19 protein-coding genes are annotated in these 24,486 nt (G+C 62.9%); 4 read left to right on the forward strand and 15 right to left on the reverse strand.

Annotation, left to right across the window (positions count from 1 at the left end; genetic code table 11):
• The 4 genes from mobF to ssb all read right to left on the reverse strand — a co-directional run.
• Positions 1-1,542: MobF family relaxase (gene mobF / locus NU1_RS19145; RefSeq protein ID WP_157552527.1), on the reverse strand; the 1,542-nt coding region annotated here is incomplete at its 3' end.
• 625 nt (positions 1,543-2,167) lie between these two features.
• Entirely contained in the window at positions 2,168-2,491 is a 324-nt protein-coding gene (locus NU1_RS19150; protein ID WP_067523162.1) for a hypothetical protein, read from the reverse strand.
• Between the two features lie 15 nt (positions 2,492-2,506).
• The gene (locus tag NU1_RS19155; protein ID WP_157552530.1) at positions 2,507-2,818 is read right to left on the reverse strand and encodes a hypothetical protein; all 312 of its coding nucleotides are present in this window, start codon (positions 2,816-2,818) and stop codon (positions 2,507-2,509) included.
• Positions 2,819-2,899: 81 nt separating this feature from the next.
• Complete coding sequence (ssb, locus tag NU1_RS19160) at positions 2,900-3,346, reverse strand: single-stranded DNA-binding protein (RefSeq protein WP_084521625.1); 447 nt, start codon at positions 3,344-3,346, stop codon at positions 2,900-2,902.
• A 1,027-nt stretch (positions 3,347-4,373) separates the two neighbouring features.
• Between ssb and NU1_RS19165 the strand changes: the two genes are divergently transcribed.
• On the forward strand, positions 4,374-5,168 hold the full coding sequence (locus tag NU1_RS19165; RefSeq protein ID WP_157552533.1) for a hypothetical protein: 795 nt from the start codon (positions 4,374-4,376) through the stop codon (positions 5,166-5,168).
• A gap of 303 nt (positions 5,169-5,471) precedes the next feature.
• Here the strand turns inward: NU1_RS19165 and NU1_RS19170 are convergent, their stop codons facing one another.
• From NU1_RS19170 to NU1_RS19225, 11 genes are all read right to left on the reverse strand, one after another.
• Positions 5,472-7,757 carry an ATP-binding protein gene (locus NU1_RS19170; protein WP_067523166.1) on the reverse strand — a complete coding sequence of 762 codons (2,286 nt, stop codon included), beginning with the start codon at positions 7,755-7,757 and terminating at the stop codon, positions 5,472-5,474.
• 461 nt (positions 7,758-8,218) lie between these two features.
• Positions 8,219-10,564, reverse strand: coding sequence for a hypothetical protein (locus NU1_RS19175; RefSeq protein WP_157552536.1), 2,346 nt, complete (start codon positions 10,562-10,564; stop codon positions 8,219-8,221).
• Between the two features lie 621 nt (positions 10,565-11,185).
• Positions 11,186-11,407 (reverse strand): hypothetical protein, encoded by a 222-nt coding sequence (locus NU1_RS19180; protein ID WP_157552539.1) that lies wholly within the window; start codon positions 11,405-11,407, stop codon positions 11,186-11,188.
• A 40-nt stretch (positions 11,408-11,447) separates the two neighbouring features.
• On the reverse strand, positions 11,448-12,029 hold the full coding sequence (locus NU1_RS19185) for a DUF7178 family protein (RefSeq protein WP_067523169.1): 582 nt from the start codon (positions 12,027-12,029) through the stop codon (positions 11,448-11,450).
• A 248-nt stretch (positions 12,030-12,277) separates the two neighbouring features.
• Positions 12,278-13,123: a bifunctional DNA primase/polymerase gene (locus NU1_RS19195; protein WP_067523171.1), complete on the reverse strand. Its 846-nt coding sequence runs from the start codon at positions 13,121-13,123 to the stop codon at positions 12,278-12,280.
• A 79-nt stretch (positions 13,124-13,202) separates the two neighbouring features.
• The gene (locus tag NU1_RS42800; RefSeq protein ID WP_212761478.1) at positions 13,203-14,978 is read right to left on the reverse strand and encodes a ParB/RepB/Spo0J family partition protein; all 1,776 of its coding nucleotides are present in this window, start codon (positions 14,976-14,978) and stop codon (positions 13,203-13,205) included.
• Between the two features lie 139 nt (positions 14,979-15,117).
• Positions 15,118-15,324 (reverse strand): hypothetical protein, encoded by a 207-nt coding sequence (locus NU1_RS19205; RefSeq protein WP_067523172.1) that lies wholly within the window; start codon positions 15,322-15,324, stop codon positions 15,118-15,120.
• A 135-nt stretch (positions 15,325-15,459) separates the two neighbouring features.
• Positions 15,460-16,692 carry a hypothetical protein gene (locus NU1_RS19210; protein ID WP_067523324.1) on the reverse strand — a complete coding sequence of 411 codons (1,233 nt, stop codon included), beginning with the start codon at positions 16,690-16,692 and terminating at the stop codon, positions 15,460-15,462.
• Between the two features lie 62 nt (positions 16,693-16,754).
• Positions 16,755-17,456 carry a hypothetical protein gene (locus NU1_RS19215; RefSeq protein ID WP_067523173.1) on the reverse strand — a complete coding sequence of 234 codons (702 nt, stop codon included), beginning with the start codon at positions 17,454-17,456 and terminating at the stop codon, positions 16,755-16,757.
• Between the two features lie 704 nt (positions 17,457-18,160).
• The gene (dprA, locus tag NU1_RS19220) at positions 18,161-19,114 is read right to left on the reverse strand and encodes a DNA-processing protein DprA (RefSeq protein WP_084521586.1); all 954 of its coding nucleotides are present in this window, start codon (positions 19,112-19,114) and stop codon (positions 18,161-18,163) included.
• Entirely contained in the window at positions 19,111-20,214 is a 1,104-nt protein-coding gene (locus NU1_RS19225; protein ID WP_067523175.1) for a DUF4192 domain-containing protein, read from the reverse strand. The genes dprA and NU1_RS19225 overlap by 4 nt, the downstream gene beginning before the upstream one ends.
• A 1,477-nt stretch (positions 20,215-21,691) precedes the next feature.
• On the opposite strand from NU1_RS19225, the gene NU1_RS42805 reads away from it, so the two are divergent.
• Genes NU1_RS42805 through NU1_RS19240 form a run of 3 tightly spaced genes read left to right on the forward strand, consistent with a single transcriptional unit; the run spans position 21,692 to position 24,055 of the window.
• Entirely contained in the window at positions 21,692-22,333 is a 642-nt protein-coding gene (locus NU1_RS42805) for a tyrosine-type recombinase/integrase (RefSeq protein ID WP_212761477.1), read from the forward strand.
• 4 nt (positions 22,334-22,337) lie between these two features.
• Positions 22,338-22,934, forward strand: coding sequence for a hypothetical protein (locus NU1_RS40445; RefSeq protein ID WP_084521588.1), 597 nt, complete (start codon positions 22,338-22,340; stop codon positions 22,932-22,934).
• Entirely contained in the window at positions 22,931-24,055 is a 1,125-nt protein-coding gene (locus NU1_RS19240) for a tyrosine-type recombinase/integrase (RefSeq protein ID WP_067523176.1), read from the forward strand. The genes NU1_RS40445 and NU1_RS19240 overlap by 4 nt, the downstream gene beginning before the upstream one ends.
• Positions 24,056-24,486: the final 431 nt, after the last annotated feature.

Here is a 24,486-nt window from a genome sequence, read left to right on the forward strand (position 1 = left end):
GGCCGGGTCATAGATCGCGCGCCGATGTGCGAGAACGGTGGCATCGATGCGGTCGAGCAGTGTCTCGTCGGGCCCGGATGCCAGCCGCATCGACAGTGTGCGGGCGGCGTCAGCGGCTGCCTCCGTCGTGCCGAATTGGTATCGATTGAGTTGGGCAGCGATGGCTTGCTGCTGGTGTAGCGGTGTGGCGGTGAGCAATTGGGCGCCGCCACCGAGCCCGACACCGATCTCGACAATGGCGTCGGCGGGATCGAACGGCCGGGGTGCGTTGGGATGGTTGTGTGCCCACACCATGTCGTCGACGAACTGTTGCCCGCCACGACCGCGGCCGAACAGGCAGCGGAACCGCCCATCCCACTCGTCGACCATCTGCCGCAACGGTTTCGGTAGCGGTTTGCCCGCACGGGTCTCCAAGGTGGCCTGCTGGGCGAGCCGGTACTGGGTGACCTTGTTCGGGGTACGGCCGTGCGCGGCATGATAGTCAGCGACCAGGTGCTCGAAGCGCGCAACAATGACGTCGCGGCGGGAGAATTCGGCGATCATTTCCTCGCTGATGCCGACCACTTCCAGGACGGGTTGTTTGCCTCGGCCGCGGGTACGTTCCTCGAACCGTAACCCCATGCGCCGCTTCAACTTCCCCACAATGGTGGCGTTGTAGCGGCACGACATCGACACCGCCGCCGCGTACAACGCGCGGGCATCGAGGGCCGACCACTTGCCGTCCGAGCCGAGTACCTTGTTGGAAATCACCGCGTGGGTGTGGGGATTCATGTCCCCGGCACGGTTATCGAAGTGGGTGAACGCGGCGATGATCAGCCCGGTCGCATCGATCTGCATGACACCGTTCGCGCCACGGCGGGTCACCGCGTACCGGGATTCGGCGAACTCCAGAACCTCCTGCACGGCCTCGAGGTGGCATTGCCAGATCTCACGACGCACCGCATCGGACCCGAGTCCCCACAAGATGCTGATGGACTTTTGTGGGGTGAACACGCAGTCGAACCCGGCCACCGCCTTGCGCGTGGCGGCCTTTTCGTCAGCGAGGGCCTGATCGATCTCGGCACGATTGGGGACACGGCCGAGCACACCGGTGAGGTGCTCACGGGCGGCATCGGTGCGCAGGATGGTGCGCTCATCCCAGTCCGGTCGCCGCCGCTGCGCGAAGGTGAATTCGTCGATCTTGCGGTCGTGAATGTCGCGAATAACTGAGGGTTCAGTGGCGAATTCGTAGAACATCCGGCCGATCTGAGCGGCCTCGACAGCCTGTTTCGCGGTCTTCCCGTCGGCGATTGCGGCCGCGATGATGGCGTCGGCGTCGGGGTGCAATCCCTCGCCGAACAATGCTTGCATTTGCGCTTCGGTCACCATGCCAGACAAACCGAGTGCGGCAGCCCCTTTGCCCATCCACACCCCCGGCGGAGTGCCGTGCTCGACGTAATAATCGGTGAGGTCACGGGTGCGATCACGCAGGCGATCACCGCTGGCCACTTGCCTGGTCAGATACTCATAGCCGTCGCCGGCATGCAGTCGATGAAGCGTCATCACCTCATCGAAAATAGCGCGAAATGGGAGCCCTTAAAAGACATTACCCGCGAGTAGCATTGGCAATGCAAGAGGTGTGTCAGTGAATAGAATAAAACCCATATGGGATGTTATGACAGAAGATTTGAAGGGGTTGAGAAATGTGTGATGGAGATGGGATTGTGGAAATTTAAATAGGCAATGAAGGAATCGATGATTGGTGCGAGAACGGCCGCCGGAGGGCCGCTCACGCGGGACGCACGAAGGGAGGTCCGCGATGGCCGATGAAGGGAATGCGCGGAAGTGGGCGCACGGGGTGATGGCGGAAATGCTGGCCGAACAGGCGCGACTGGTGCGCGCGAACGAAGCGGACCTGGTGGCGTTCGGCAAGCACTCCGGGCGACTGAGCAGGGCGGCAGCTCGCCGCGATGCCACCATCGCGGCCGCGACGGCGCGATATGAGCGAGTGGAGGCCGAAACCGAGGCGGCAGCGGGCACGGCGCTGGCGCGGCTGCACGAGAGAGGCATGAACGAATCGCAGTTGTGCGCGATCACCGGACTCGGGGCCGGACGAGTGCGACACCTGTTACGCGCGGCGCGGCCCGGCCCCGAGTCAAGAGAGGAACCGGGAACCAGGGCGCGGACGTCACCAGGTGTCGTCGTGGGCGAAGGTAAGGGTGGAACTGGGGATCATCCAGCGCAGGCCGGGCAGGCCGAAGATGCGCAGCGCGATGGGCGAGGCCCACGCTCCATGCTTGAACGCCCACGCCCAATGCCCGGCCAACCAGATAACGAGCCCGAGCCCAAGCCACGGCAGCCGCCCGGGAATCGAGCGGGCCGGAGCCAAGATGATCGCCAGCAGTGAGTCGATCACCAGCAGAAACCCCGCGATGCGGGCGAGGGTGGGAAATGCCCACCACAGCAGCAACACAGCGAGCACGGCAATAGCCGCGATCCAGATCAGGCCCATGGCCGGGACTCCTTCCTACACAGCGGCGGGCATAGGGCGGGTGTATTCATTGCACGCCCGTACCCGCTGGTAGGTGTGCGTGTTCGTGGAACCGGCGGCAACGACTCGCCGCGGCGAAGTCCCAGAGCGGTCGTAGTAGCGGGCGCAGCCGATCAGGCGCTCCTGGTGCTCACACAAGGCGTGGATCGCCATGGCGTCGAGCAGGTCGTCACGGGCGATCGTCAACTCGCGGACCTGACGCGACAGAGCCAGCAACAGGAACCAGAGCGCTGGGGGAAGCACCCCATCGGTGGCGAGCGGTTCACGGGGGAAAGGGTGGGCAGACATCGAAAGCCACCTCCGGTCAAGGCAGGAACGAGCGAGGGAGCCGCGAGCGCGACTCCCTCGACAAGCGGTACGGAGCAAAGGTCAGAAATCGGGCTGATCGCCCACACCGGCTCCGACGAGGGACCGATCACCGCGGCGCGCAGCTGGCTGCTCCTCCCCCGCGGCCTCGACGGTGTTTACCTGCGCGGCGGTGAACCGCAACGACATCGCGATATCGTCGACCATCAACTCGGTGATCCACTGGGTGACACCGTTGCGATCCTCGTAGCTGCGCTGACGAAGCCGACCGGTGACGATCACCCGCACGCCCTTGGCGAGACTGGCCGCGACGTGATCGGCCATGTCTCCCCAGACCGCGCACCGCATGAACACCGCCGCACCGTCACGCCACTCATTGGACGCGCGATCGTAGACACGCGAATTCTGTGCGACGGTGAGATTGGCGACGGTCTGGCCACTGGGCAACAGTTTGCGCTCGGGATCGGCGGTGAGGTTACCGACAACGGTGAGCGTGATTTCTCCAGCCATGACAATGCACTCCTCGAATGAGAAACGGAATGGATTGACCGCCAACCCCTCCGAACCCCGATACGAGAAACCGTGATCGGGTGGTGCCCGGAGGGCTGGCGATCTGTGGCTCCGCCATCAGGGGCGGACCGGGCCCGCAGGGCCGGCGGGGGTTCTGTGGGGCGGGGTGGGATCGCCGCGCTCTTTGCGGCGACCTGAGCGCAGCGAAGGCTTGTCCCGCCCCGTCCCACAGGTTCATCGGCGGGCACCCGGTCCGCCCCTGATCCCCTGGGGGCAGATCGCCGGGACTCCGGGATACACCCGATGACCCGCTCACCTATCCGTTTCCTCTGTGCGGCACTGGAGTCGCAGGGTAGAGAGCGAAACGTGTCCGTGTTGGGCGCATTGTCGAATGTTGGTACGACTGGCGGATTTCTTTTGTTGGCTATGTTGAGTCGGGCGGGGGGTGAGCGGCGGTGCTGCATACGGCCTGCGTACCCGCCCGACTGCCTGTGTCCGGTGTACCGGTCACTAGATGATCTACCAATGAGCGAGTTAGATCCTGTCCTCCACCGTGTGATCGCACTCGACGCTCCATGGGTTCCGCAAGTTCGGCAGGAATCGAACCTGCGACCTAGGGATTAGGACAAGGCATCGCTACTCGACGCAACGGTGTTCTGTCAATCGCAACCCAAAACTGTTGACCCGCTGCGCATTTGGTCGGTTGGTGGCAACCTTCGGCAACGGAACGCAATTTCGAAGAGTCTTGCCGGGCAGGCAATTTGTTGGGGTTTAGATGGGTGTTATAACGCTGTCGTTCGGGGGCGGGTTGACGTTGTCATGCCGCACTCGTACACAGGCGAGATGGACATCCTGACCTTCTCGATGCGAACGACGGCCTGGTCTGTTTTTGAGGGTTGCGTATCGCGTTGGATCTGTAGGTCGGCCTGGATCTTTGCCGGTTGGTCGCGTTGGGCACCGTTTGGGTTTCTAGGTTGTGCTGCGGACGGATTGCGGACGGGTGTGCGGGTATGGGTGCCAAGATGCTGTGGTGGTAGATGACCGGACAGAGTCGGACGACACGCCAGACGGCCAAGATGACGCGTGGCGCGAGCTCACTAGCTGGGAGCGTGCCAGTGCCTCGATAGCGGGTGTGCTGATGGCCGCAGCTGGGACGGCCTCGGTGTTCCTATCGGATAACCAAGCCGGTTCTGCGGTGCTGGTCGTCGTATCGGCTGTGCTCCTTCTGATCGGTATCCAGGGCACGCCGTTGTCACGATTTGGGGCCGGGGACAACAGCGCCAAGTTTGAGCGGGGGCGCGTGGTTGGCAAGCTCCTGGAGAAGGGAAGACATCAGGCCGACAGCGAGGCAGCGCGCGCATATGTGGACGCGGCGTCTCAGATTGCGCCAGGTATCGAGAACTCGGTCCAAGCCCGCAGTCTGCTTTATGAAACTGAAGTGAAACTGGCGCTCCAACATGTGATGGGACCAACCAAAGTCGTTTCTCGCGACGATCGATTGGGAGACGACGGACTCGACTTCACTATCAGGACAGGTCCGACCGGCCGGGTCGATGTGATCGTGAAGTACACCCACCGCCACGGAACGGCTGGTCGATGGATGTTCGACCTACTGGCCAAGGGCCGATCACGTATGGTCCCGTGGCTGCTCGTGGTGAATGAGACGTCCGATGCTGCTGTCGAAGAGGTGCGCAGCCGTATTGCTAACGATGAGGGTCTTCGGGGACGAGTTGAGATCGTGGTTTGGAGGGGGCCGCAAGACAATGGTCAGTTGAAGGCCGCGATAGATCGTCTCCGGTTCGATGAGCTTCCGAGGGACTAGAAATCACCGCTTTATGATCTCTAGATTCGTTACGAATGGAACACTGACCAACTGTCGACGTGCGACAGTCATCGAACGGTTTAAGGTTGCTGCTCCGACTGTCGATGAGACTTGCTGGTGCTGTCATCCTTCATTCCACTTCTCCGGCCTTTGATTTCGAAGGGTGGTGGCATTGGGTACGTTGGCCGATTCAGGGCTGCTGCATATGAACACGTACCGCTTGGTGATTCAACGCCCCTCAACCTGAAACCACTGAGTAATGGGTCTCGACCCTGCCACCCTGCGGATTATCCGGCCTTGTGGTCATCCATCCTGGCTAAGTGACTCCTCAAGCCGGGCAAATAATGCGGTGATAGCCGCGTGCTCCGCAGCCGGGGACATACTGGGTGAATTTCTATCAGGCTCGTTGTCATCAGGCTCGTCCGCTTCTTCGGCTCGCTCATGGATGCTGTCGGCCGCGCGAGCATAAAGGTCTTTGAGGCCTGGGTTCCATGCACCCATTGCTTCCGCTGACTGTCGGATGCTATAGAGCTCATCTTCATCCTCGATATCGGTTGGATCGATGAGCTGTCCATTGATACATTCTTCGCAAGATGCTACGAGTTTCTGGTTAATATGTGATGGAAATGCCTCAGGGGTCATAGTTCTTAGCTTTGCCAGTTCTGACCATGCATAGGTGTAGTTGGCTTTGGCGAGACCATCCCGCGCGGCCTCGATGACATGCAGCGACACTGGGTAGCCAGCTTGGCGAAGCGCATTGATCAATTTCACCGGCCGACTGGGGTCCCTCACGTGGTTTCGCCACCCTGAAGCCGTGGCATCAAGCTTCTCCTCGAACCAAGAACTGAGTGCAATTCCTCCTTCTGTCGACAGCAGACTATGAACGAAGACGAGTCGATCCTCGTAACGAGTCGGTTCTCGCCACTTGTGTTTGCGGGTGCTACCGCTCCAGCGAACGTCCCCCCACGCAGGGTTCTTACTCTCGAAGCACCGCTGCACGCCGTTCAGCAGTGCTGTGCGGACCAGTGCGCGTACCTTCTCGGCCGATTTCAGCCGGCCATACAACCACATCAACTGTTCGAAGAATACTGCGCTGTTGATGGCTGCCATTGCTACGTCTGGATTGCGGGCCAGCCAGTTTGCGACGAAATCTTCCACCGAGGGGTTAACAACAGCAATAAATGTTTCTTCTGACTGTTCACTGCTCCGCAGGAATGAATCATCTAATACGCGCAGCGCTGAGCGGAAGTCGTGCTGGGACGGTGCATCGCCCCTGAAAGCGAGCAAGGATTCGAATGCGCACCGCGCATCATCGACAACGATCGGTGTGCCGGTAATCGCCACGGCGATAAGTAACGCGCGGCCGTGCTCGTCCAATTGCTGCGTGAACGCCCGCTCCCAGATCCGATCGGGGTTGTCGAGAACCCCTAGCGCGAATGCGAGATAGTCAACCCGGGACTCAGCATCGAGACCTGGTCCGGTTAGGCCGGTGATGTACTCGATAAGCCGAGGGTTGTAGTTCGGGTGATCAATGATCGTCAGGTATGCGTCGTCGTCTAACAGCGCGCGGCGAACGGTGTCAGTTGCTTCTTTGGAGTGCCAGATGTGGTTATAGAAGATCCGAGCTCGATCGAATCGGGTGTAGGCCGACAGCTCGAGCAGGAACCGACGTATCGGGAGGCCAGCCAGTTCGAGTTCCTCATACCATGAGACTGCCTGCTGCAAGATATGCTCACGAGTAGTGAGCACCAGCAGATTGTTGGCACTGGACGAACAGCGCCGCATAAAGGAGGCAAGACGCTTATCTTCATTCTTTGCTAGTCGATCTTGCAAAAATGTGCTACCCAGGAAATCGTCGTAGTAGAACGCTCGAGCATCGTGGTCATTGACGATTTCGAACGCCTCATCGATATCGGTGGACACCTCGATAGGTTTATAGCCATCCACTGCGGCATCGGCGAGGAGCATTCGGGCTAATGTGGTCTTCCCGATCCCTGGGGGGCCAGAGATGACCAGGACTCGCTCGGCCCGCAGCCTCTTTCGAGCTTCCCAGAAGGATTGATTCTCGACGTAGCGGGGCAACCACGCATTGATCTCCGTGTGCAGCTGGCGGCTGCGAGCCCATGTCGCAGCATGGAGCCGCTCGTCCAGCTGAGCTGCGCTGGCCAGCCATAATTTGATGTGCGCGCGTTCTACTTCCGGATGACGATTAAGCAGTCCTTCAAGGTCGTCCGCACCGAGAACTTGGTCGTCCCTGCTGATCCATGGCGACAGGATCTTGGCGAGGTCCGACTTCCTCCGTGGGGTTAAGGACTGACTTGTTACGAACCGGTACTGCCAGGTGCTGAGGCTAAGCGCTGCCAGGCGTTTGGCCTCAGCCGCGGCGGCTGATTTGAGCTGTGGATACGTGGATTTCAGCATGTGCTTGCATTGGATGATGTCCAGGCCTGTAGAAGTCAGCCTGCGCAGGTCCACTCCTTGGTCAGCGCCTCGTGCGAATGCCTCGTACACGACGTCATCCTCAGCGCCTAGGAGATCTGCAATGAGCAGTTCGAAGTCGTGATCGGACAACGAGTCGTAGCTGCGCACTGGATGAGCTTAGTTTGCGCGACGGTGATCGATGCCAGTTTGCTGGCAACAGCAATCGAGGACTCGCGCAGCCACGTCCTGTGAGACAGATCGAGCCAGTACCACTTGCTGCTTTTGCCGTCGTGAACTCAATATTGGTTGCACGATGGCGTCATCCTTTGTCGGTCGTAGTGACACCAGTGACACCAGTGACGGCGCAGAATGCTCAAGGCGGCGATCGTCGTTTACCGCCGATCCGAACACGAAGCGACTGCGAGCGGGCGACAAGGACGACGAGGAGAACGGCGGCAAGTCCGGCCGCACACCGCAACGGCGCGCGTTGCGGTGCACACCGGCACGGCGTGTGCAGGCGACGCAGAAACCATCGACGCGGGAGCCATCCTGTGCGGCGTATGCCGCGAGTCGTTCAGTGCCCGCGCATCCAACTGATTGACGACTAGGCATCAATCAGTTGCACGACTTCAAGAACGATTTGGTTCCGGGCGGGGGAGTGTTTTCGATGTGACAGTGCCTTGGGGATCGAGTCCGGCTATCAAACGTATTGTCGGCGGCCCGATATCCGACCAGTCGAATGCCTGTGTGGCACGAAAGATGTCCGCCTCGGCGCCCGGTGTCCACTCGGGCGTGGAGGTGGCGAACACCAGCTCGTCTGCTTCGAGCCAGACTGCGGCCTGACACTTCTTGGAGACCTCGGCTTGACGTTGGTTGGCGTTCTTTCCCGAGAGCTGGGCGGCGCTCTTGGCTTCGGCGATGGTTCGGATGCCGCCTTGGTATGCGACCAGATCCAGCTCCACTCTGGCCTTGCGGTTGCCGACGAGTTCGACTTCGGTGAGGTCCTGGTATGGCCCGAGCGAGCGCTTTTCGTGAGATAGGTACGCTGCCAAGGCGATCGGGACGTCGCCGTGGTCACCGAGGAGTTGTCTGCCGACTGGATGCAGGTCGTAGTACCAGCGAGGTTCTTGCAGCGGCAGGTTCCAGGCTGGTTGGTTCAGTTCGTTGCCCGTGTCGCAGCGTTCACACGTCCAGCGCTGGCCCAGTCGGTCGACGGGCTGGAACTGTAGTTCGGTGCACAGAGCACATTGGAGAACGAGGCCGCGGCGAATCACCCCTGCCTGCAGTGCCGCGTCAAGGCGGTGCCTGACATCGGTCTCGGCGGCGTCTGCCGACAGGTTGTGAAAGCCCGAGAAGTTCAGGACCCCGTAGTGTGCTCGGATTCTGACGCCTTCGTCTTTCGGGTAACAGGCGGTTGAGCTTTCCTGTTTGGCGTCCATTTTCCGTAGGGCCGGCAGTAGCGGTCCAGCGAACAGGTCCACTACCGCGTCGCGGCTGCCGAACATGCGTGCCAGCTGCGCGGTGCGGTGCCCTGCGGGGCTCAGTCTGCTGGTGAGATTGTGTTGGGCTAGTTTCGCGTCGACCCAGTCCGGCAGGCTCAGGTCGCGGAGTTTGGGGCGGGGGAGCCGATTGAGGGTCGGGATGCCGCCCAGGACAAGGTCGTATCGTTTCGACGGATACGAGGGTCCGTGTCTGCCACTGCGGACCAACGTGACTGGCAGCTCACCCTCGGAAGCTAACAGCTCGCCAGTGGTCATGTCCCCACCCTCGATCGATCGATCGTCCAGCCAGGTGATATCGACGTGCCAGGTGATGTCGTCGTGGGAGGCCACCTGTTTGTTCTCGAGTAGGGGCGGGGGTAACGGTGTCAACATCGTGCGTGTTCCGGTGGCGTCGACCTCGATCGGAATGTTGAGCGGGTCGTCGAACTGCTCGATTACCGCGAGTTGTTTGGTGGAGCGTCGAGGCCAGGTCAAGTCCTGAGCCGTGAGAGCTTCGCTGATCTCGGCCGGATTCTGGTCTCCGTTCGGCCAGTCCCGCACCTTGGCCCTGAAGCGCTCCAGTTCCGAGTCCACTTGCGCCGCAGGCATCGATGCCGAGGTCACCGTGACCGTGGCAGGCCTGTAACGCGAGTGGTAGAAGATCTTGGTCAGGGCATCGACAAGCGCGCCCGGCATAGCGTCGGGGTCACCGCGCAGGGAGCTGGGAAGCCACACTCCGTGCCCGTAGATCAGCTGCCATAGCCGAGCTAATGCGAAGTCCTCCGCCGAGTCACCCACGACCAACAAGGTCCGATGCTGCGCCTCGTCCATCAACGATATCTCGCACAGGCCCGTGGCGGTGTAGCCCCATGCAGAGCCGATGTCCGAGAGGGCGGCACCGTCGAGGGGAAGGCGTGCCAGGAAGTCGGGCGGAAGTGTCCGGGTCCCAGTTAAGAATTCGATGAGCCGCTGCCGGGTGCGCTCGTCGAGGGCGGGCTCGGTGGCCGCCGGATTCGGTGCATCGACCAGACCGGCATGGGAGGCGACGGCCACTGCGAGCAGGCCGCCCCAATTCGGGGGGCATTGCACGCAATTGAGGACCGCCACGCCTGGCATGGAGTTTACGTCCGGAAACTCTGCCTTGGGGACGCCGAAACGGTGAGTGACTTCTCTGCGGCTGTCGACGCCGACGCGTTTGTACGGCGAGCACACCGCCGCCACCTGATCACGAGCCTGTGCATCAAGCCCGATATGCACGTCCAACATATTGTGGTCCGCCGTCAACGCCTCCCACCGGGCACGGCCTGTTAAGAGCTGCCCGTCCGGGCCGCCTATCTCCAGGGCTCCGGGCAGGAAATATTCGTAGTCGAGGACTTCCCGGGGGAACGTCACGACGTAGTCCGGGTCATAGGTTCGGCATGCACGCAGAAGGGCGGGCGCGACGTGGCCCTCGTGATGGGGTATAAGCGCGAATCCTGTTCCGCCCCATGTCATGTTGGCAAGGTGAAGTGCCCGGCGGGCCCAGTACGACCAGTGCTCTCCACCGTCGAAAACGATCGCGACGCGCGCAGGGCGAAGGCCTCGCCGGACAGTGGAGTAGGCAACCGTCGTTGGTGAACCCATCCGGCAACCCAACCACAGGCTGCTGTTGTCGGGTAGCGGATTTGGTCGGCCGCCGTCGCGGCCGACAGCGCTGCTCGCCTGTGAGAACCTACGGCCCGGCCATGCGAACCTTCCATGGGCCCTAGCCAATTGCCGGAGCCGGTCCTCGTCCACGCGAAGAGCGTGCCGGGAACACGTCCGGTCACTTCAAGCCCGCCCGCGCGTACTCGGATGGGCTCCGAACCGATGTCCCATGGTCGGTATCGCCAGCCTGAGGTTCATGGTCACTGGCCGTGGCGGATCAACAACTCGCCGCGCAGTCGGTTGGAACACATTAGGCCATCGACGAACATAGTTTCGAATACTGGATGCGGTCCTCGAAGTAAGCGAAGCAGGGTGATCTGGGATGAGAGAAGAGGTCCGCCGCGACCATTAGTCAACCCCACGACAAGACCCGCCTTAGGAGAGCGGGTTCGGTCACGAGCTTGGTTCAGGTTGAGTGGTGGCTCGTGCTCAGGAGATCGGTCTGACGCGATGCACGTGATGCGGATCGCGTAGATCGTTGTCGCCGTGTTCGCCGCAGTAGGCGGTCGAGAGCCAGCACCGAATTCCCCAACGTTCCATATCGATCCACCGGCTGGCGGGATTGCTACATCCGATGACCCAGCAGCCGATCGTGCCGTCAGCAAGCCGGGTGAAATGCTGCACGGTGCTTTTGCTCGATCCTTTGCACATGAGGGCTCCTTAGTTCCTGTTGCGAGGGTGATGGAGTGGATCAGTCAGGTTTGCCGCGTATCACGGTCCACGTGATGGCTTGCAAGGCCGAGGGGTGAAGCTGATGGCGGTGAGCGACGTGTCGGTAGACGCAAGCCACGGCGTCGTAGACCCCAGTGCGGCGCAAGATTCGGTCGGGATCGGGGATGTCGGCGACGCGGGCGCTCCAGATGTCGATGACGACGGCATCGGTGTCGCCGAGGATGGCGCGGGCAAACGCGCGGGTCTTCGGTGCGGTGGCACTGAAGGTGGCCCAGGGGTCGGGAGCGGTAAGCGCGGCTGTGGCACGGCGAGCGTTGGCGCCGATCGCTCCGGGCGCTACCCCCGTGGCGAGCAGAGATCGTGCGGCGTTAACGGTCCGTGACCAGGGGGTGCGTGGCGAGAGGTGTGCCAGGACGATTGCGGCGGTGTCGAGGGTGACGTTGCCTTGCTGGGCGAGTTCGGCGGCGATCTCGCGGGCTCGGGGGTACCAGCACAGACCAGCGTCGAGTTGCTGCGGTGTCGCACAGGCAAATACGCGGGTGACGTTGCGGGCGATCGTTCGTCGCGAAAGCCCTGCCGCAGTGAGCGGGTTGCTGGCCACAGTGTCACCACCGCGAGGGAGCGGAGTCGGCAAGCGCGATGTCACCAGAGGCCCCTTCGATGGGGTTGGCAACGGTGAAAATGGTTGTGGTGCAGACAGAGTCGAGCTGAACGGTGCGGGCGAGAGAGACCGCGGCGTGGACAGACGCAGCGGTGAGATCCAGGGCCCAGAGCATGTGGCGGTCAGGCATCACTATTCCTAGGTGCGAGATAGACGAGGGGTGGCCGACAAGTCGGCGCTGGTAGGTTTCAGCGGCTGCGGGCAAGGCGGCGTGGGCGGTTCGCGCCGAGAGTGAGGCCGTTGGCGATGGCCCGCTCGACCTCACGGACGGTGAAGTCATGGCCGACGTGGATTGCCGCAGCGGCGATGAGTACGTCGCGAATGCGGGTCTCGTCGAGCTCGCCACCAGCGACAAGTCGACCGAGAGTGAAGGCGGCCCGAAACAGGGTCGCGTTGCGGCTGCCCGGTAGCGCAGCAGCGACCTTGCGAGTTTCGGCGGCCACGATGGCGGCGACGTACGCACCCACGCTGTGCAGCGGCTCGCCACCGACGCTGGCCTCCGGCAGCGGTGGGGGCGTGAGCAGATCGGTCAGCCAATCCGGCAAAGTGGCGACCGGGCAGTCGGCCAGGATGCGGTAACGCCCGTGGCTGGCACGTGATCCGGCTGCGACGACATATCCGCCCTCACCGCGAGAATCGATCCCCGCGCCGAGACGGGCGACCGTGTTGGGCAGCCGCATCCCCTCTGGAGCCCGAAAGTAGAGATGGCGGCCGTTGGACGCGGTGGCGACAGTGAACGTGACCAGCGACGCCCGCATAGCTTGGGTGGTCGCGAGCTGGTACAGGGCGTCAGGGCCGTTGTGGCCGTGGTGGACATCGAGGTCGAGGACGTGCAGACCGCTGGGGCCGGTCGCGACGGCGATATTGCAGCGCGGATTGGCGGTCCACCAATACTGGATACGGTCGATGTCGGTGGTGGCTGCGGTCGGCCATCCGCGGATTGCGGGACGTTTGGAGTCCGGCCACAGCGGAAAGACGTGCCAGCCTCGCGCCGCCGCAGATATGGCGGCATCGAGAAATCGATTCGCACGCAACGAAACTCCTTCCAAAGGGAAGGGGCGGGCGTACCCCGGAGCTGACCGGGATACGCCCGCCCCACGGCGAGATCGGTGGTCAGGAGTCGATGTCGATGGTGTTGGGATCGATGTCGCCGGCGGCGGCTTGCTCGACGGGGGTGAGGTGGTGTCCGTTGTCGGCGAGGAAATGCAGGTACCGGCGCACGCCACGATCGGTGTAGCGCCAGGCATCCTTGCCGGTGCGTTTCTCGTAGGCACCCAGTACGAGCCCGAGGGTGATCACCTGGCAGCGGTTCGGTTTCGCGGTACTGATCGCCGCGAGCAGCCCACTGCGCCACCCGCTGACACCGAGCAGCTCGTGTGCGGTGCGGTCGGCGTTGTACTCGCTGAGCAACCCGGGTTCGTCAGCGAGAGTTTCGGCGACGAACACCGCGGCCAGCGGTGGCGATGTCTTGCGGGTGAGGTAGCCGGTCAGGAATTCCCGCCGCGTCTCGAGCGCAGCCTGACCCTGCTTGTTCAGCTCCCGCACCCGCCGGGCGGCCTGGCGCTCCTGATCCTGGCGTTCGGCCGCGACGCGCGCGGCTTCCTCCCGCTGCCGTGCGGCGGGCTGCGCGGCCTCTTCACCTCGCGTGCCATCGTCCGGGCTCTCCTGCGGGACCACCGCGACCGCAGTGCCCTCTGCCTCGACGTCGTGAGCAACGTCGATGTGCTCCTCAACTACGACTTCCTGCTCGAAGTCACTGGCCAGTCGGAACCCGGATTCGGTGAGGCGTTCGGCACGCAGATAGCAGGTCGGTTCCCACCGCGTCTGATGGTCAACGGTATTGGCGTGACGCAGCCCGTCTGCCGGTGTGGCATCAGGCCGATCCTGAGTGCTCCAGTCGACGGTGTCACGGTCAATGACCGCGCCGGTGTCACGCTCGACCAGGGTTTCCTCATCGGTGGGATAGAGGTACACCACCCAATCGGCGGCGGTCGCCTGCAGATCTGCTGTGGTGATGTCGTGACCGTCGGCGGTGCGCAACAGGTCGTAGTTGAGGAACCGGTCGGAGTCCGCGTCCGGTTCGTGGGTGAGGACTCCGAATCCGTGTGCGGCGTAGGACAGCGATTCGAGGAACCTCTGCCGTGCTTCGGCGCGATCACCGGCTATCCGGCGGGCTTCGTAGCCGAACATCGACCGCGGTGTGGCCAGCAACCGCGCGACGGCGTCGGTGTCGCCGACCTTCTCGTATTCGGCGAGCACGGCGGCCTGCTCGAAATCGAGCTGCCCGGAATCCACAGCGCGGCAGGCGGTATCGCTGGCACCGACGCTCACGGCGAGTTTGACCTGATCGCGTTTTCGGCCGATCTGCTGACTGATACGGGTCAGCGACGCGCCGAAGGCGAACATCTGCGTCATCCCCGCCGCACGATCACCCTCGGTCAATGGGATGCGGTAGTCGTTGGCATTGATCTGCTCGGCGATTCGATCGATCGCACGTTCCGTGGGATCGACAGCGGGGGCCGGAGTGACCCACACCGGGACCAGTGCCAGATTGCAGGCCAGGGCGGTGAGTACACGGATTTGCCCCTCGATCACGGTGATGGAACCGTCGAGCTCCCGATATGCCTTGACCGGTGTCTGCACGCCGCGTCGGCGGATCGAATCAGTGACATCGGGGTGATCACCGAGGTCGAACGACTTGCGCACATTCTCATCAATGACAAGGGATCCCGGCGGCAGCAGCAACGCCTCGGGCGCGGCCGCGGTTACCTCCGCAGCCACTTCGTCGGATCCTGGGGATTCGATGGCAGTTTCGGGCACGTTGGCCGCGGCGTTGTCGATGGCGGGAGCTGGATCGGGGGAAACTGCGGTATCGATGGCGGTGGTCATGTCGAGAGTCCTTTCGAGACAGAAAGGGCGGGTACCGGAGTGGAGGACACCGGTACCCGCCCTTGGACGATGAGTGCTCTGAAGTAATGCCAGATCGCGTTGTGCGCGAATCGAATTCGTCCTACTGGGAACGCTCGACTCAGGAGCGTTTGCGATTGTTGACGTTGAGCGGCCGCAGCGTCCAGACGCCGTCCTCGCCGGGCAGGAAGATCCAGTGTTTGCCCGACCAGCCGTCGATATCGCGCCGCCAAGCGGTGACGGTGTGTTCGTCGAGATGGGAGGCGGGCCCTGCGGAACCGAAATGGGCCGCCTGTTCGTAGTCCTCACGAGACAACGTGTCGATCATGGAAACAAACCTCCTGGGAAACGGCAGTGGGTGAGACGCCAAACCCTGTGGAGGCGCCTCATCCAGCGGAAAGATGTTGAAATAGAAGCGATTACAGAGCTTGATCAACGTGCCTGTGCGGTGCTGTGATTGAAGTCAGGCAAGGCTCATCGCTTGGAGGGCGAGGTCGTCGAGGGCGTTGGCGCGGTCGGCGTCGGCCACGGTTTGGGAGTAGCTGGTGACGGCGTTGGCGATTCCGGCGGCGGTGAGCTGTCCGCCGGCGATGAAGTGCGACAAGATCCCCGACCGTTCGCTGTCGCTGAACCCGAGCCGCTTGCCGAGGACTTCCATCGTCTTGTCCGGTCGGGTGACCTGGGCACCGGCGGCGTGCTCGAGCTCGTCGATGCGGGCGGTGAAGAACTGCGGCGACAGCCATTCCGCGACACGGTCACGGGTCTCGGCGGTGATGACGGCCAGTTTCTTGCGCAGCGTGTCTTGCGACCAGGACACGGTGCCGGTGTCGAGGCGTTCGCCGACATGGCGGTGGGTGTGCGCGAACAGCGGCAGTGTCAATCCGTTGCCGCAGATCTGGACGACCAGTTCCGGGGTCAAGCGGACCGCGTGGTGACCGGTTTCGTCATTGCTGAACCGCAGACCGGCGTACACCACCGGCTCGTGACCGAGGCCGTATCCCTGGCCGCTGGCGGCGGCCACGCGACGCCACCGATCGATATCCCCGGCCGCGGCGCGGCGGTCGGCTTCGAGGTCAGGATTGGCGAACGGGCTGCGGTAGTTTTCCAGGAATCGCGGTGCGAGGGCAGACATTTGCGGGCAATAGACCTTGCAGTGCATCGAGGATTCGGTCAGATCGCAGCCGCGGACGTCGGTGTCGACATCGGCGTCGCGGATTCCTTCCAGGACCGCGGTGAGAACGTCGAGGTTATCGATGATCCCGTACCGATCCGACACCATCGCGCGCAGCACACCAGGCCGGTCCGGCTGCGGTGGAGTGAACAAGCGCAGCAGGAAAGACCGGTCATCGGGTGCGGGCAACTCGGCATCGGTTCGGCCGTGCAGCCAGCCATTGATGTTGCTGTCGTAGAGATCGAGACGGTCACGCTCACGCAGCCGACGCAGATAGCGGGCAGGGATGCCGAGTTTGTCGGCGATCTGCCCGTCCGCAGCGGCTGTCGGTTCATACAGCCCATCGACAGCGGTGACACCCCGGCCGTCGACAACAGGGCTGACACCGAACAACTCGATCCTCCCGTCGCGGGAACGGATGGAGGACGCGGAAGCCACTACATCGACCTTGGCCGCCTGCTGGGATTCGAGCAGCGGCACCATCTCTTGCAGCGACAAATGACGTACAGAACTATCCAGTGACATGAACACTCCTCTTACAGAAGGGAATTGATGCGACGGTGACTCGGCAGCGTTGGCGAGACACCTCAGTGCCCGGTGGCGACCGGCACGGGAGCCCACGAGGCGACGGTTTGGCCTGAGGACAATTCGGCGATCTCGATCGAGTCGACCGTTTCGCCCAGCGCACTGTTGTGCGCGACGATGTCGGCCGGTGTCGGCGTGTGCTCGTCGCAGGTGTGGGCGGTGGTGACGAACGGCGCCATCGAGCCACGGACCGTGACCCGGGTGGTGGCGGCCACTCCCCTGCCGAAATGCTCGGCCAGCTCGCACCTGGGCGCCACCGCCAGGACGACCTTCGCGCCGATGGTCAGCTCGCGCAGCGGCACGTCCTGGTGGGTGACCCACCAGCCAGCGCCGCGACGGCGCACCGAATAGTGCTGTGGGAGCCGGTCGGCGAGGGCGCGCGCACCGTGTGCGGTGAGCGGGCCGGCTACGGCGACGGTCAATTCCTCGCCGCGATGAGTGACCGTGAAGGCGGAATCGATCATGTAGACCGCCGAACGCCGCTCCCGGCGCGAACCGCTCGACCCCGCGCCGACAGCGCCACCGGCGGAGACTCGACGTGCCCGACAGCCAAGTTCACGACGGGCCGCCGCCGCGAGTTGCGCCGACCAACTGGCCTCGGAGACCGGTGGGTCGTCGACATCGCGACAGATCGTGACACGCAGTAGCGAGCCTTCATGCTGAACGATGACGGTGCTGCCCTGCGGATTCTGGTAAGCCGACATCGGAAGAACCTTCCTGTTCGAAGTCACGCTCGCCGGAGCCTCGGCGAGACGCGGTGGATTGAAGTCCGTTGGCGCACGGACGAATAGCTGCTGAGCACGGGCCGGGAGCAGGGCCGTGGGTGCGGTGAAATCGGCTACAACCAGGCCGGTTGCCCGTGCCCGGTGCCGGTGGTCACCGGAGTCGACGCCGCACGATGGTGCTCCCGATTCGGGGCATGCGAACGAAGGACAAACGCGGTGATGGTGATCGGCTGGCGTGGGCCACGACGACATGCCCACGCCAGCCGACGATCAGGTCCCCCGGACCGGCCACAACCGCGGAAGGAAGTGAGTAGTTCCGCGGTGCGCGGATGTGGGCGGTGGGGCGCAACGCGTCGACACCGGCGGCGGGCGCGGGCAGTCAAGCCGCGCCGCATGCCACAGCGCCCCAAGGGGCGACGGTCATTGCCGCGCCGAATGGCTGGACGCGGCTTGACTGCCCGCGCCGCCGGTGTAGCGTGCGACCGCCCCGCCGACCACACGCGCAGCGAAACACTCAGCGACAGAACCCGATTCAGAACCTACCGCCCACTGGATCGACGCCGCACACTGCTGAAGTCGCGATACCAGGTTGAGTAGTCACCGGCGCCGTGTCGTCGAACCGTCGCCGCGCAGACATGTCGACCAGACCCGGTCCGGCACACGGTTCTGGGCTACTCGCGTTATCAGAGCGCGCTCTCGGGTCCTCCCAGAGCACGCTGGGTGCCATGATCCGCACCCGAGCGCAGAGGACGGGCCAGCTCTTGCCGAATGTCGTCGGCGCACGTCACCAGGCGCGCCTCACCATCGGCGATGAACCGGTGACATCCACTGGACGCAGCGGATGTCACCGGTCCAGGGACGGCGAACGTCACCCGTCCGAACCGCCGCGCCCACCGCACCGTGGAGGCCGTACCCGAGCGCAGTCCGGCTTCCACGGCGACGGTCGCCATCGATAACGCCGCGACCAACCTGTTGCGGTCGAGGAACCTCTGCCGACAGACCGTGGCGCCCGGCGGATACTCGGACACGACCAGACCGTTGTCGGCGATCGCGTCGAGCAGTTCACCGTGCGGGAACGGATACGGCCGGTCGAGCCCGCACGGCAGCACCGAGACGGTAAGTCCACCGACCGACAGCGCCGCGCGGTGCGCCGCGGCGTCGATCCCGAAGGCCGTGCCCGCGATCACTGCCCATCCCGAGCCCGCCAGATCACCGGCAATTTGCGTGGCAACCTGGTTTCCATAGCCGGTGCTGGCACGCGCACCGATCACCGCGACAGCACGCTCGGTGACCTCCCGCAACGAACGCTGCCCACGCACCCACAACGCCACCGGCCCCGCATCACCGACATTGTCCGAACCCGACGGCAGACACGCCAACGACTCCCGAGGCCACTCCGCATCCTCCGGAGTCACCAACCGGCCACCCAGCCGCTGCACCAGCTCCAGATCCCGCCCTGCGGCCTCGAAGCCACCGGCACCACGATCGAGGACCTCCCGACCTACGGGCAGATCACCAGAGGCCAGCATCAGCGCGGCCCGCGTGGCACCGAGGTCCTCGATCAGCGCCGACAACCCCTGGCACGGACCCGACGCCGCGCGAGACAACAATGCCCATGCCCGACGATCGACACTCATCGCACGACCCCCATACCGGAATCGGTTGCGGCAGCACCGATATCGATGCGCAGCTCTGCTGCGGTCTCGACCCCGCAACGGACAAGCTGGTTCAACCGATCAGGCGGCATCGCCGCCTGCAACGCGGCGTCGAGCAGGAGGGCCATCCGATGCATGGGATCAGAGACCAACGCCTGTTCCAACGCGATCGCGGCCAGCACACCCTCACCACGCAGATACGCGCTGAAGGCCAGCAGCGTAGCGGCCTCTGCCCGGTCAGGATCGGGCAGCGCGCGAGTCAGCACACCCCACAGGCGCTCCGCAGGCCGTGCGTGTGCACCGCCCGCGACACCGAACATGGCGTCGCGAACAGCGATATCACGCAGCGCGACAGCAACTTCGGCAATCGTATGAGGCGAGACGTCCGCGGAATCGGCAACCTGCTTAATCACCGACATCACCCGCCACAACGCCATCCTCGAATACGCGTCCGGGTTGTTGATCGCGACCGCACGAACCAGCCGCCGCTGCGCATCGGTGACCAGGTCCGGCAAATCCAGCGACACCTGATCGCGCAGCGAGTCATCGACCGCAACCGTCTCGGCCAACTCGGTTCGCGTACCGCGAAACACATGGCCCTCCACGACGCGCTGCACTGCGACCTGCGACACCGACGGATCAGGCAGAAGGCCGCAGCACCGCGGCGAGTCGATGTTCCACCAGTGCGCGCCCACATGGATACCGGCAACTCCCCACGCGCCAGCGACCGCAACTCCGTAACCGGCCAAGCCGTCTCGGAGAACTCCGAGCATCCGGCGATGGTCGACATAACTGAGATCGTCGCTGTCGGCGTTCGGACGCGAGACGCGGTCATCGACGATCACGGCCAGCACGGCAACAGCTTCGGATCTGCGGCAGATGCGCAGAATGCACTGTGGGAGTTGGGAATACTGCTCGACAGGCGGAAGATCGAGACGAACGACAGCGTGAACATCGTGTTTGCGGTCAGACGCATTCTTCAGAACGACGACGACCAGCGACCGTTCCGGGACGATCCCGAGCATCGCGGGGACCGCGGCGATGAAGTCACCCGGCTCTTCGAGCAATGCTTCGAACGACATAGACAGCTCCTCCAAAATAGGACGAAGCCCGAGAAGCGCAGCTCCCAACCGGAAACGGATGCGAGCGCCGCGCCTCGGGGCGGTGGGCGCAACGCGTCGACACCGGCGGCGCCAGTGGGCGGTCAAGCCGAGGAACCCACGAGACCACCCGCAATCGGAACTGTTGGCACACCATATGAGGCACACGCGGCTTGACCGCCCACGCCGCCGGTGTAGCGTGCGCCCGCCCACCGCCCGAGGTGCGCGCGAAACCCGATCCAAATTCGCGGATATGACAAGAACCCATATGGGGTATACAAACAAACGTTGCACACATAAATGAATCAAGCGCACGATGACAGTGAGACCATAAATCGAAGTATGGAATCCGGACTCGGGCGAACAATGAACCTGCCAGAAAATTGATGGCTTCTAGGGCCGGTGAGATCGACCCGCAGCCAGGTACACAAGATTTGACGAACAGTCGGACGCCCGAAGATTAGTTGCTGTAGCCCGGGTTCGGGTGACAGGCACGTTGAGAGCCGAGGTCCCACATGACTTCTGTTGACCATGATCTATCCGATCATTCTGATCGGGATGAGAACGGGCAGCACTCCCCCTCTGCGCCTAGCTTCGAGATGCTATTTCTTGCTGGACCGAAACACCACGCACCAAGTCAGCTGCCATTCGTGTTCCCGCGGCCATATGAACGATCGCCGATCGCCGACCTCCACTGCGCTGCGGCCACGGTCAGCAGACAAGGACGCGTTTCCGATCGATCCGCGATACGACATCTCGGCTGGATTCCTGGCCAATGTATTTCACTCTCCGTAGTTGATGGCGCTGTCGCTGTCACGAGATCTCATGACAGCCAGTGGACCATCCGCACTAACGGATACCTGGTGCTGCCGGCCACAATTCGACATGCATGTGGATTCAAGTCCGCGGAAAGGATTCTCGTTGCCGCTGTATCAGCTCGCTCAACTGTCGTCCTCTACTCAGCACGAACTGTTGCGGCCGCACTCTGGAAACACTGCCCTGCCCTGTGGGAGTGCGCACCGTGAAGGCCGATGATATAAACACTGCACTCCAACTATTGTCACGGTTGGGCTTGACTATCGACGACCTGTCTGGTGTCGGCAGCCAACCTCTATCAACCGCTCCAACATTCGCTGCCTATATCCAGCAATTGCGGCTCGCGCTACCTGACTCGATAGTTCGAAACTATGGCACATACTGGCGAGTCCTTGAGACCCTATGGGCAGACCGACAACTCGACTCCCCGACAGCATCTGAAATCGAACAGCTTGTAAAAGCTCAGCGCAGCCGCGCAGTCGTTCGGGCCAACTACCGGGGTGGGCGGGGCTCTGCGACAAACATGGTTTCCGCGATTCGATGCATCTACCGTCACGCCGAGGCTGACGGTTTGATCGAACCGCGCGATAACCCTGCTGCGCGAGTACCGAAACCACGACGACTCCCTGGCACCCGGCATGCATTGACGTTCGACCAGGTTCAGGACATAGGCCGCATCGCGTCGACAACCGGCAACGACCGAGAGCTCGATTCGCTGGTGGTCAGAATCCATATCGAGACCGCATGCCGACGAGGTGGTCTACTCGGGCTGACCATCGATGATCTGAATGTCGACGACTGCCTTGTGAGGCTGAGAGAGAAGGGCGACACCGAACGCTGGCAACCTGTTTCGCCAGAGCTGATGAGTCGACTCGTCGAGCATGTATCCGACCGCGGTGGCGTTCGAGCGACCAACAAAGTCTTGCGGTACCGCAACGGAAGCCCGATGGGCCGCCGCCGATACGACTACCTATCGGAAAGACTCCGCGATCACTTGCCTTGGGCTGCCGCGCTCCAGGTAAGTGCGCACTGGATACGGCACACCACACTGACTTTTGTCGAGCGCGAGTTCGGCTATGCCGTCGCCCGCGCCTACGCAGGCCACAGCACACCGGGCAGCGGCTCCGGTATCACCCTCACCTACGTACAAGCGAGCCTGCCCGAGGTCGCCGAAGCCCTGTCAGCAATTACTGGGCAACCACACCCGCTGGCCCGCAACCTACAACGCGCAGCAACTGCGACCACCATCCCGCCGCAGACGGAACCGGCACCCGGTATCGTGTGACGGCATGAACCCCTACATGGGGCAGATTCGATCGGATCGTGTGACTGAAGTAACGTTCGACAGCGATTCTGGATTCAATTCGCCGGTTTACTGGTATAAGAAAACCGCACAGGCACCCGGTTCCCGAGAGACAGCTGACCCCGACGAGGTCGAGGTTCCGCTCGCGGACATCGTGGCCTCCTCTCGAGTTCGCTCCGGGTTACCGATCCCTGCCGTTCCGCAACTCCCGGAATGGCAACACGCGGCGCACCGGCAGCGCACATCTTTTCACGGTGTCAGCGCGGTCGACGGCGGTGGCCGACTGAACGGCAGACGGCTGCTGGACGTGCTGGGCTGGAAGCCAGGCGATCCACTCCAAGCGCACTTGCGCGATGGTCTGATCGTTTTCGGGCCGGGAGAACCCGCACGGTTTCACCTCCGGCGCGACGGCAATCTGCGAATTCCTGCCGGGCTCTGCCACGTCACCGGAGTTCTTCCCGGCGATCGCGTACTCATGACGGCCGATACTCACCACCGCCGCCTAATCGTCTTCCCCCAACACGTGCTCGACGCCATGGTCATTCGACAGCTCACTGTTGAAGAGGACGGGGCGGCGAAATGAACAATCCTGCAGTAAATTCCGATATCGCCACCGCCATGCTGCTTATCGAACGGTTGGGCGTGAACGTCGCGGACTTGCACGACGCCACCGCAATTCAGCGTGTCGTCCCTACTTTTGGCGAATACGTACCGGTCGTCTTCAACGCGATGCCCGACACCGCCACACGCGACACCTACATGAGCTACTGGAAGAAGCTGTGGCCTGACAAACGACTCGATGAACCATCTGTTACCGATTTCAAGGCCCTCATCGAATCGACCCGACAGCAGCGCAGAATCACCCGCAGCGACCGCGGCGGCCGCTATACCGTCGAGCACTTCTACCATGCTCTGCGATGTCTGTACCGATTTGCCGTCGATGACCGGTACATCGCCAAATCCAATGATCCAACGGCTCGGCTCGACCGGCCCCGCGCCTTGCCGTCCAACCGCCGTGCTCTTCCCAACGAACTGCTCGCACAAATCAACGGCGTCGCGCCCCACGGCGGCACCGACCCCCATCTCGACGCCCTGCTACTGCGCTTACATGTCGAAACCGCCTGCCGAGTGGGAGGTGCGCTCGCACTTCGGATTCACGACCTCGATCCGGCCCAGTCTCTGATCCTGTTGCGAGAAAAGGGCCAGACCGAACGATGGCAGCCAGTCACCCCGACACTGATGGCCGCTCTGCAAGACCACCACACCGTTCGAATCCAGAACATCGATCCCGACCGCTGCAAGACCCGAAACGGCCGCCCATTCAAACCTGACTTCGCGCAGGGCCTGCTGCGCTATCGAAACGGAATGCCGATCAGCAAGCGCCGTTACGACGTGCTGTGGGAACGAATCGGCCGAGAAGTCCCTGCTGTCGCCACACACGGGATCACAACCCACTGGCTGCGCCACACCACCCTGCGGTGGGTCGAACGAAACTTCGGCCACTCCGTCGCCAAAGCCTATGCCGGACATGCACTTCAAAACACTCACGGCGCCACCACCATCTACACCCGGGCCGGCATCGAGGAAGTCGCCGCGGCCCTCGCCGCCATGACGGGCGAACCCCATCCCCTCGCCACCGGCCCAGGTCTGCTCTGGCACCAAGCAGACCAAATCCCCTTCGACCCGATGCGAACGTCCGCATGAACCCCAGACGCGGCATCGGACAACGCCTTCACCACACCCGGGAACACCTACAGCTGTCGGTAGGCAGAGAAAAGGGTTCAAGTCCCTGATGGCGCACAACAAGAATCCCCTGACCAGGTAATCCTGGTCAGGGGCTTTTTCGTTCTGCCCGCCGGATAGGGGAAAATCCAAAAAAACTACAAGAATTCAGCACCGCCCGGCCGTGCCATCAGCTAGCCGCGCCGAAACCCAACTCCAGCACGGCCGAAGAGTCCGGTGCCCGCTCGGGCGAGGCGATGTAGTGCCGTTCAGTGATTCCCTCCCGGGAGTGCCCAAACTGCTTCGCGGCCGTCTTCGAATCGGATGCCTCGGCGATCAGAGTCGCCACCGTCTTTCGGAATGTGCATTGCGTCACATCCTTGTACAGTGTGCCCCGCGCGTCGCGCCATGTC

This window comes from Nocardia uniformis NBRC 13702 (assembly GCF_001613345.1).
GTDB lineage: Bacteria > Actinomycetota > Actinomycetes > Mycobacteriales > Mycobacteriaceae > Nocardia > Nocardia uniformis.

Coding starts and splice junctions, on each gene's coding strand:
- ssb (WP_084521625.1), bottom strand. CDS start 3,346: ATGGCTGGAGAAATCACGCTCACCGTTGTCGGTAACCTCACCGCCGAT.
- NU1_RS19155 (WP_157552530.1), bottom strand. CDS start 2,818: ATGTCTGCCCACCCTTTCCCCCGTGAACCGCTCGCCACCGATGGGGTG.
- NU1_RS19205 (WP_067523172.1), bottom strand. CDS start 15,324: ATGATCGACACGTTGTCTCGTGAGGACTACGAACAGGCGGCCCATTTC.
- NU1_RS19225 (WP_067523175.1), bottom strand. CDS start 20,214: ATGTCGTTCGAAGCATTGCTCGAAGAGCCGGGTGACTTCATCGCCGCG.
- NU1_RS19240 (WP_067523176.1), top strand. CDS start 22,931: ATGAACAATCCTGCAGTAAATTCCGATATCGCCACCGCCATGCTGCTT.
- NU1_RS19180 (WP_157552539.1), bottom strand. CDS start 11,407: ATGTGCAAAGGATCGAGCAAAAGCACCGTGCAGCATTTCACCCGGCTT.
- NU1_RS40445 (WP_084521588.1), top strand. CDS start 22,338: ATGAACCCCTACATGGGGCAGATTCGATCGGATCGTGTGACTGAAGTA.
- NU1_RS19210 (WP_067523324.1), bottom strand. CDS start 16,692: ATGTCACTGGATAGTTCTGTACGTCATTTGTCGCTGCAAGAGATGGTG.
- NU1_RS19215 (WP_067523173.1), bottom strand. CDS start 17,456: ATGTCGGCTTACCAGAATCCGCAGGGCAGCACCGTCATCGTTCAGCAT.
- NU1_RS19175 (WP_157552536.1), bottom strand. CDS start 10,564: ATGACATGGGGCGGAACAGGATTCGCGCTTATACCCCATCACGAGGGC.
- dprA (WP_084521586.1), bottom strand. CDS start 19,114: ATGAGTGTCGATCGTCGGGCATGGGCATTGTTGTCTCGCGCGGCGTCG.
- NU1_RS19150 (WP_067523162.1), bottom strand. CDS start 2,491: ATGGGCCTGATCTGGATCGCGGCTATTGCCGTGCTCGCTGTGTTGCTG.
- NU1_RS42800 (WP_212761478.1), bottom strand. CDS start 14,978: ATGACCACCGCCATCGATACCGCAGTTTCCCCCGATCCAGCTCCCGCC.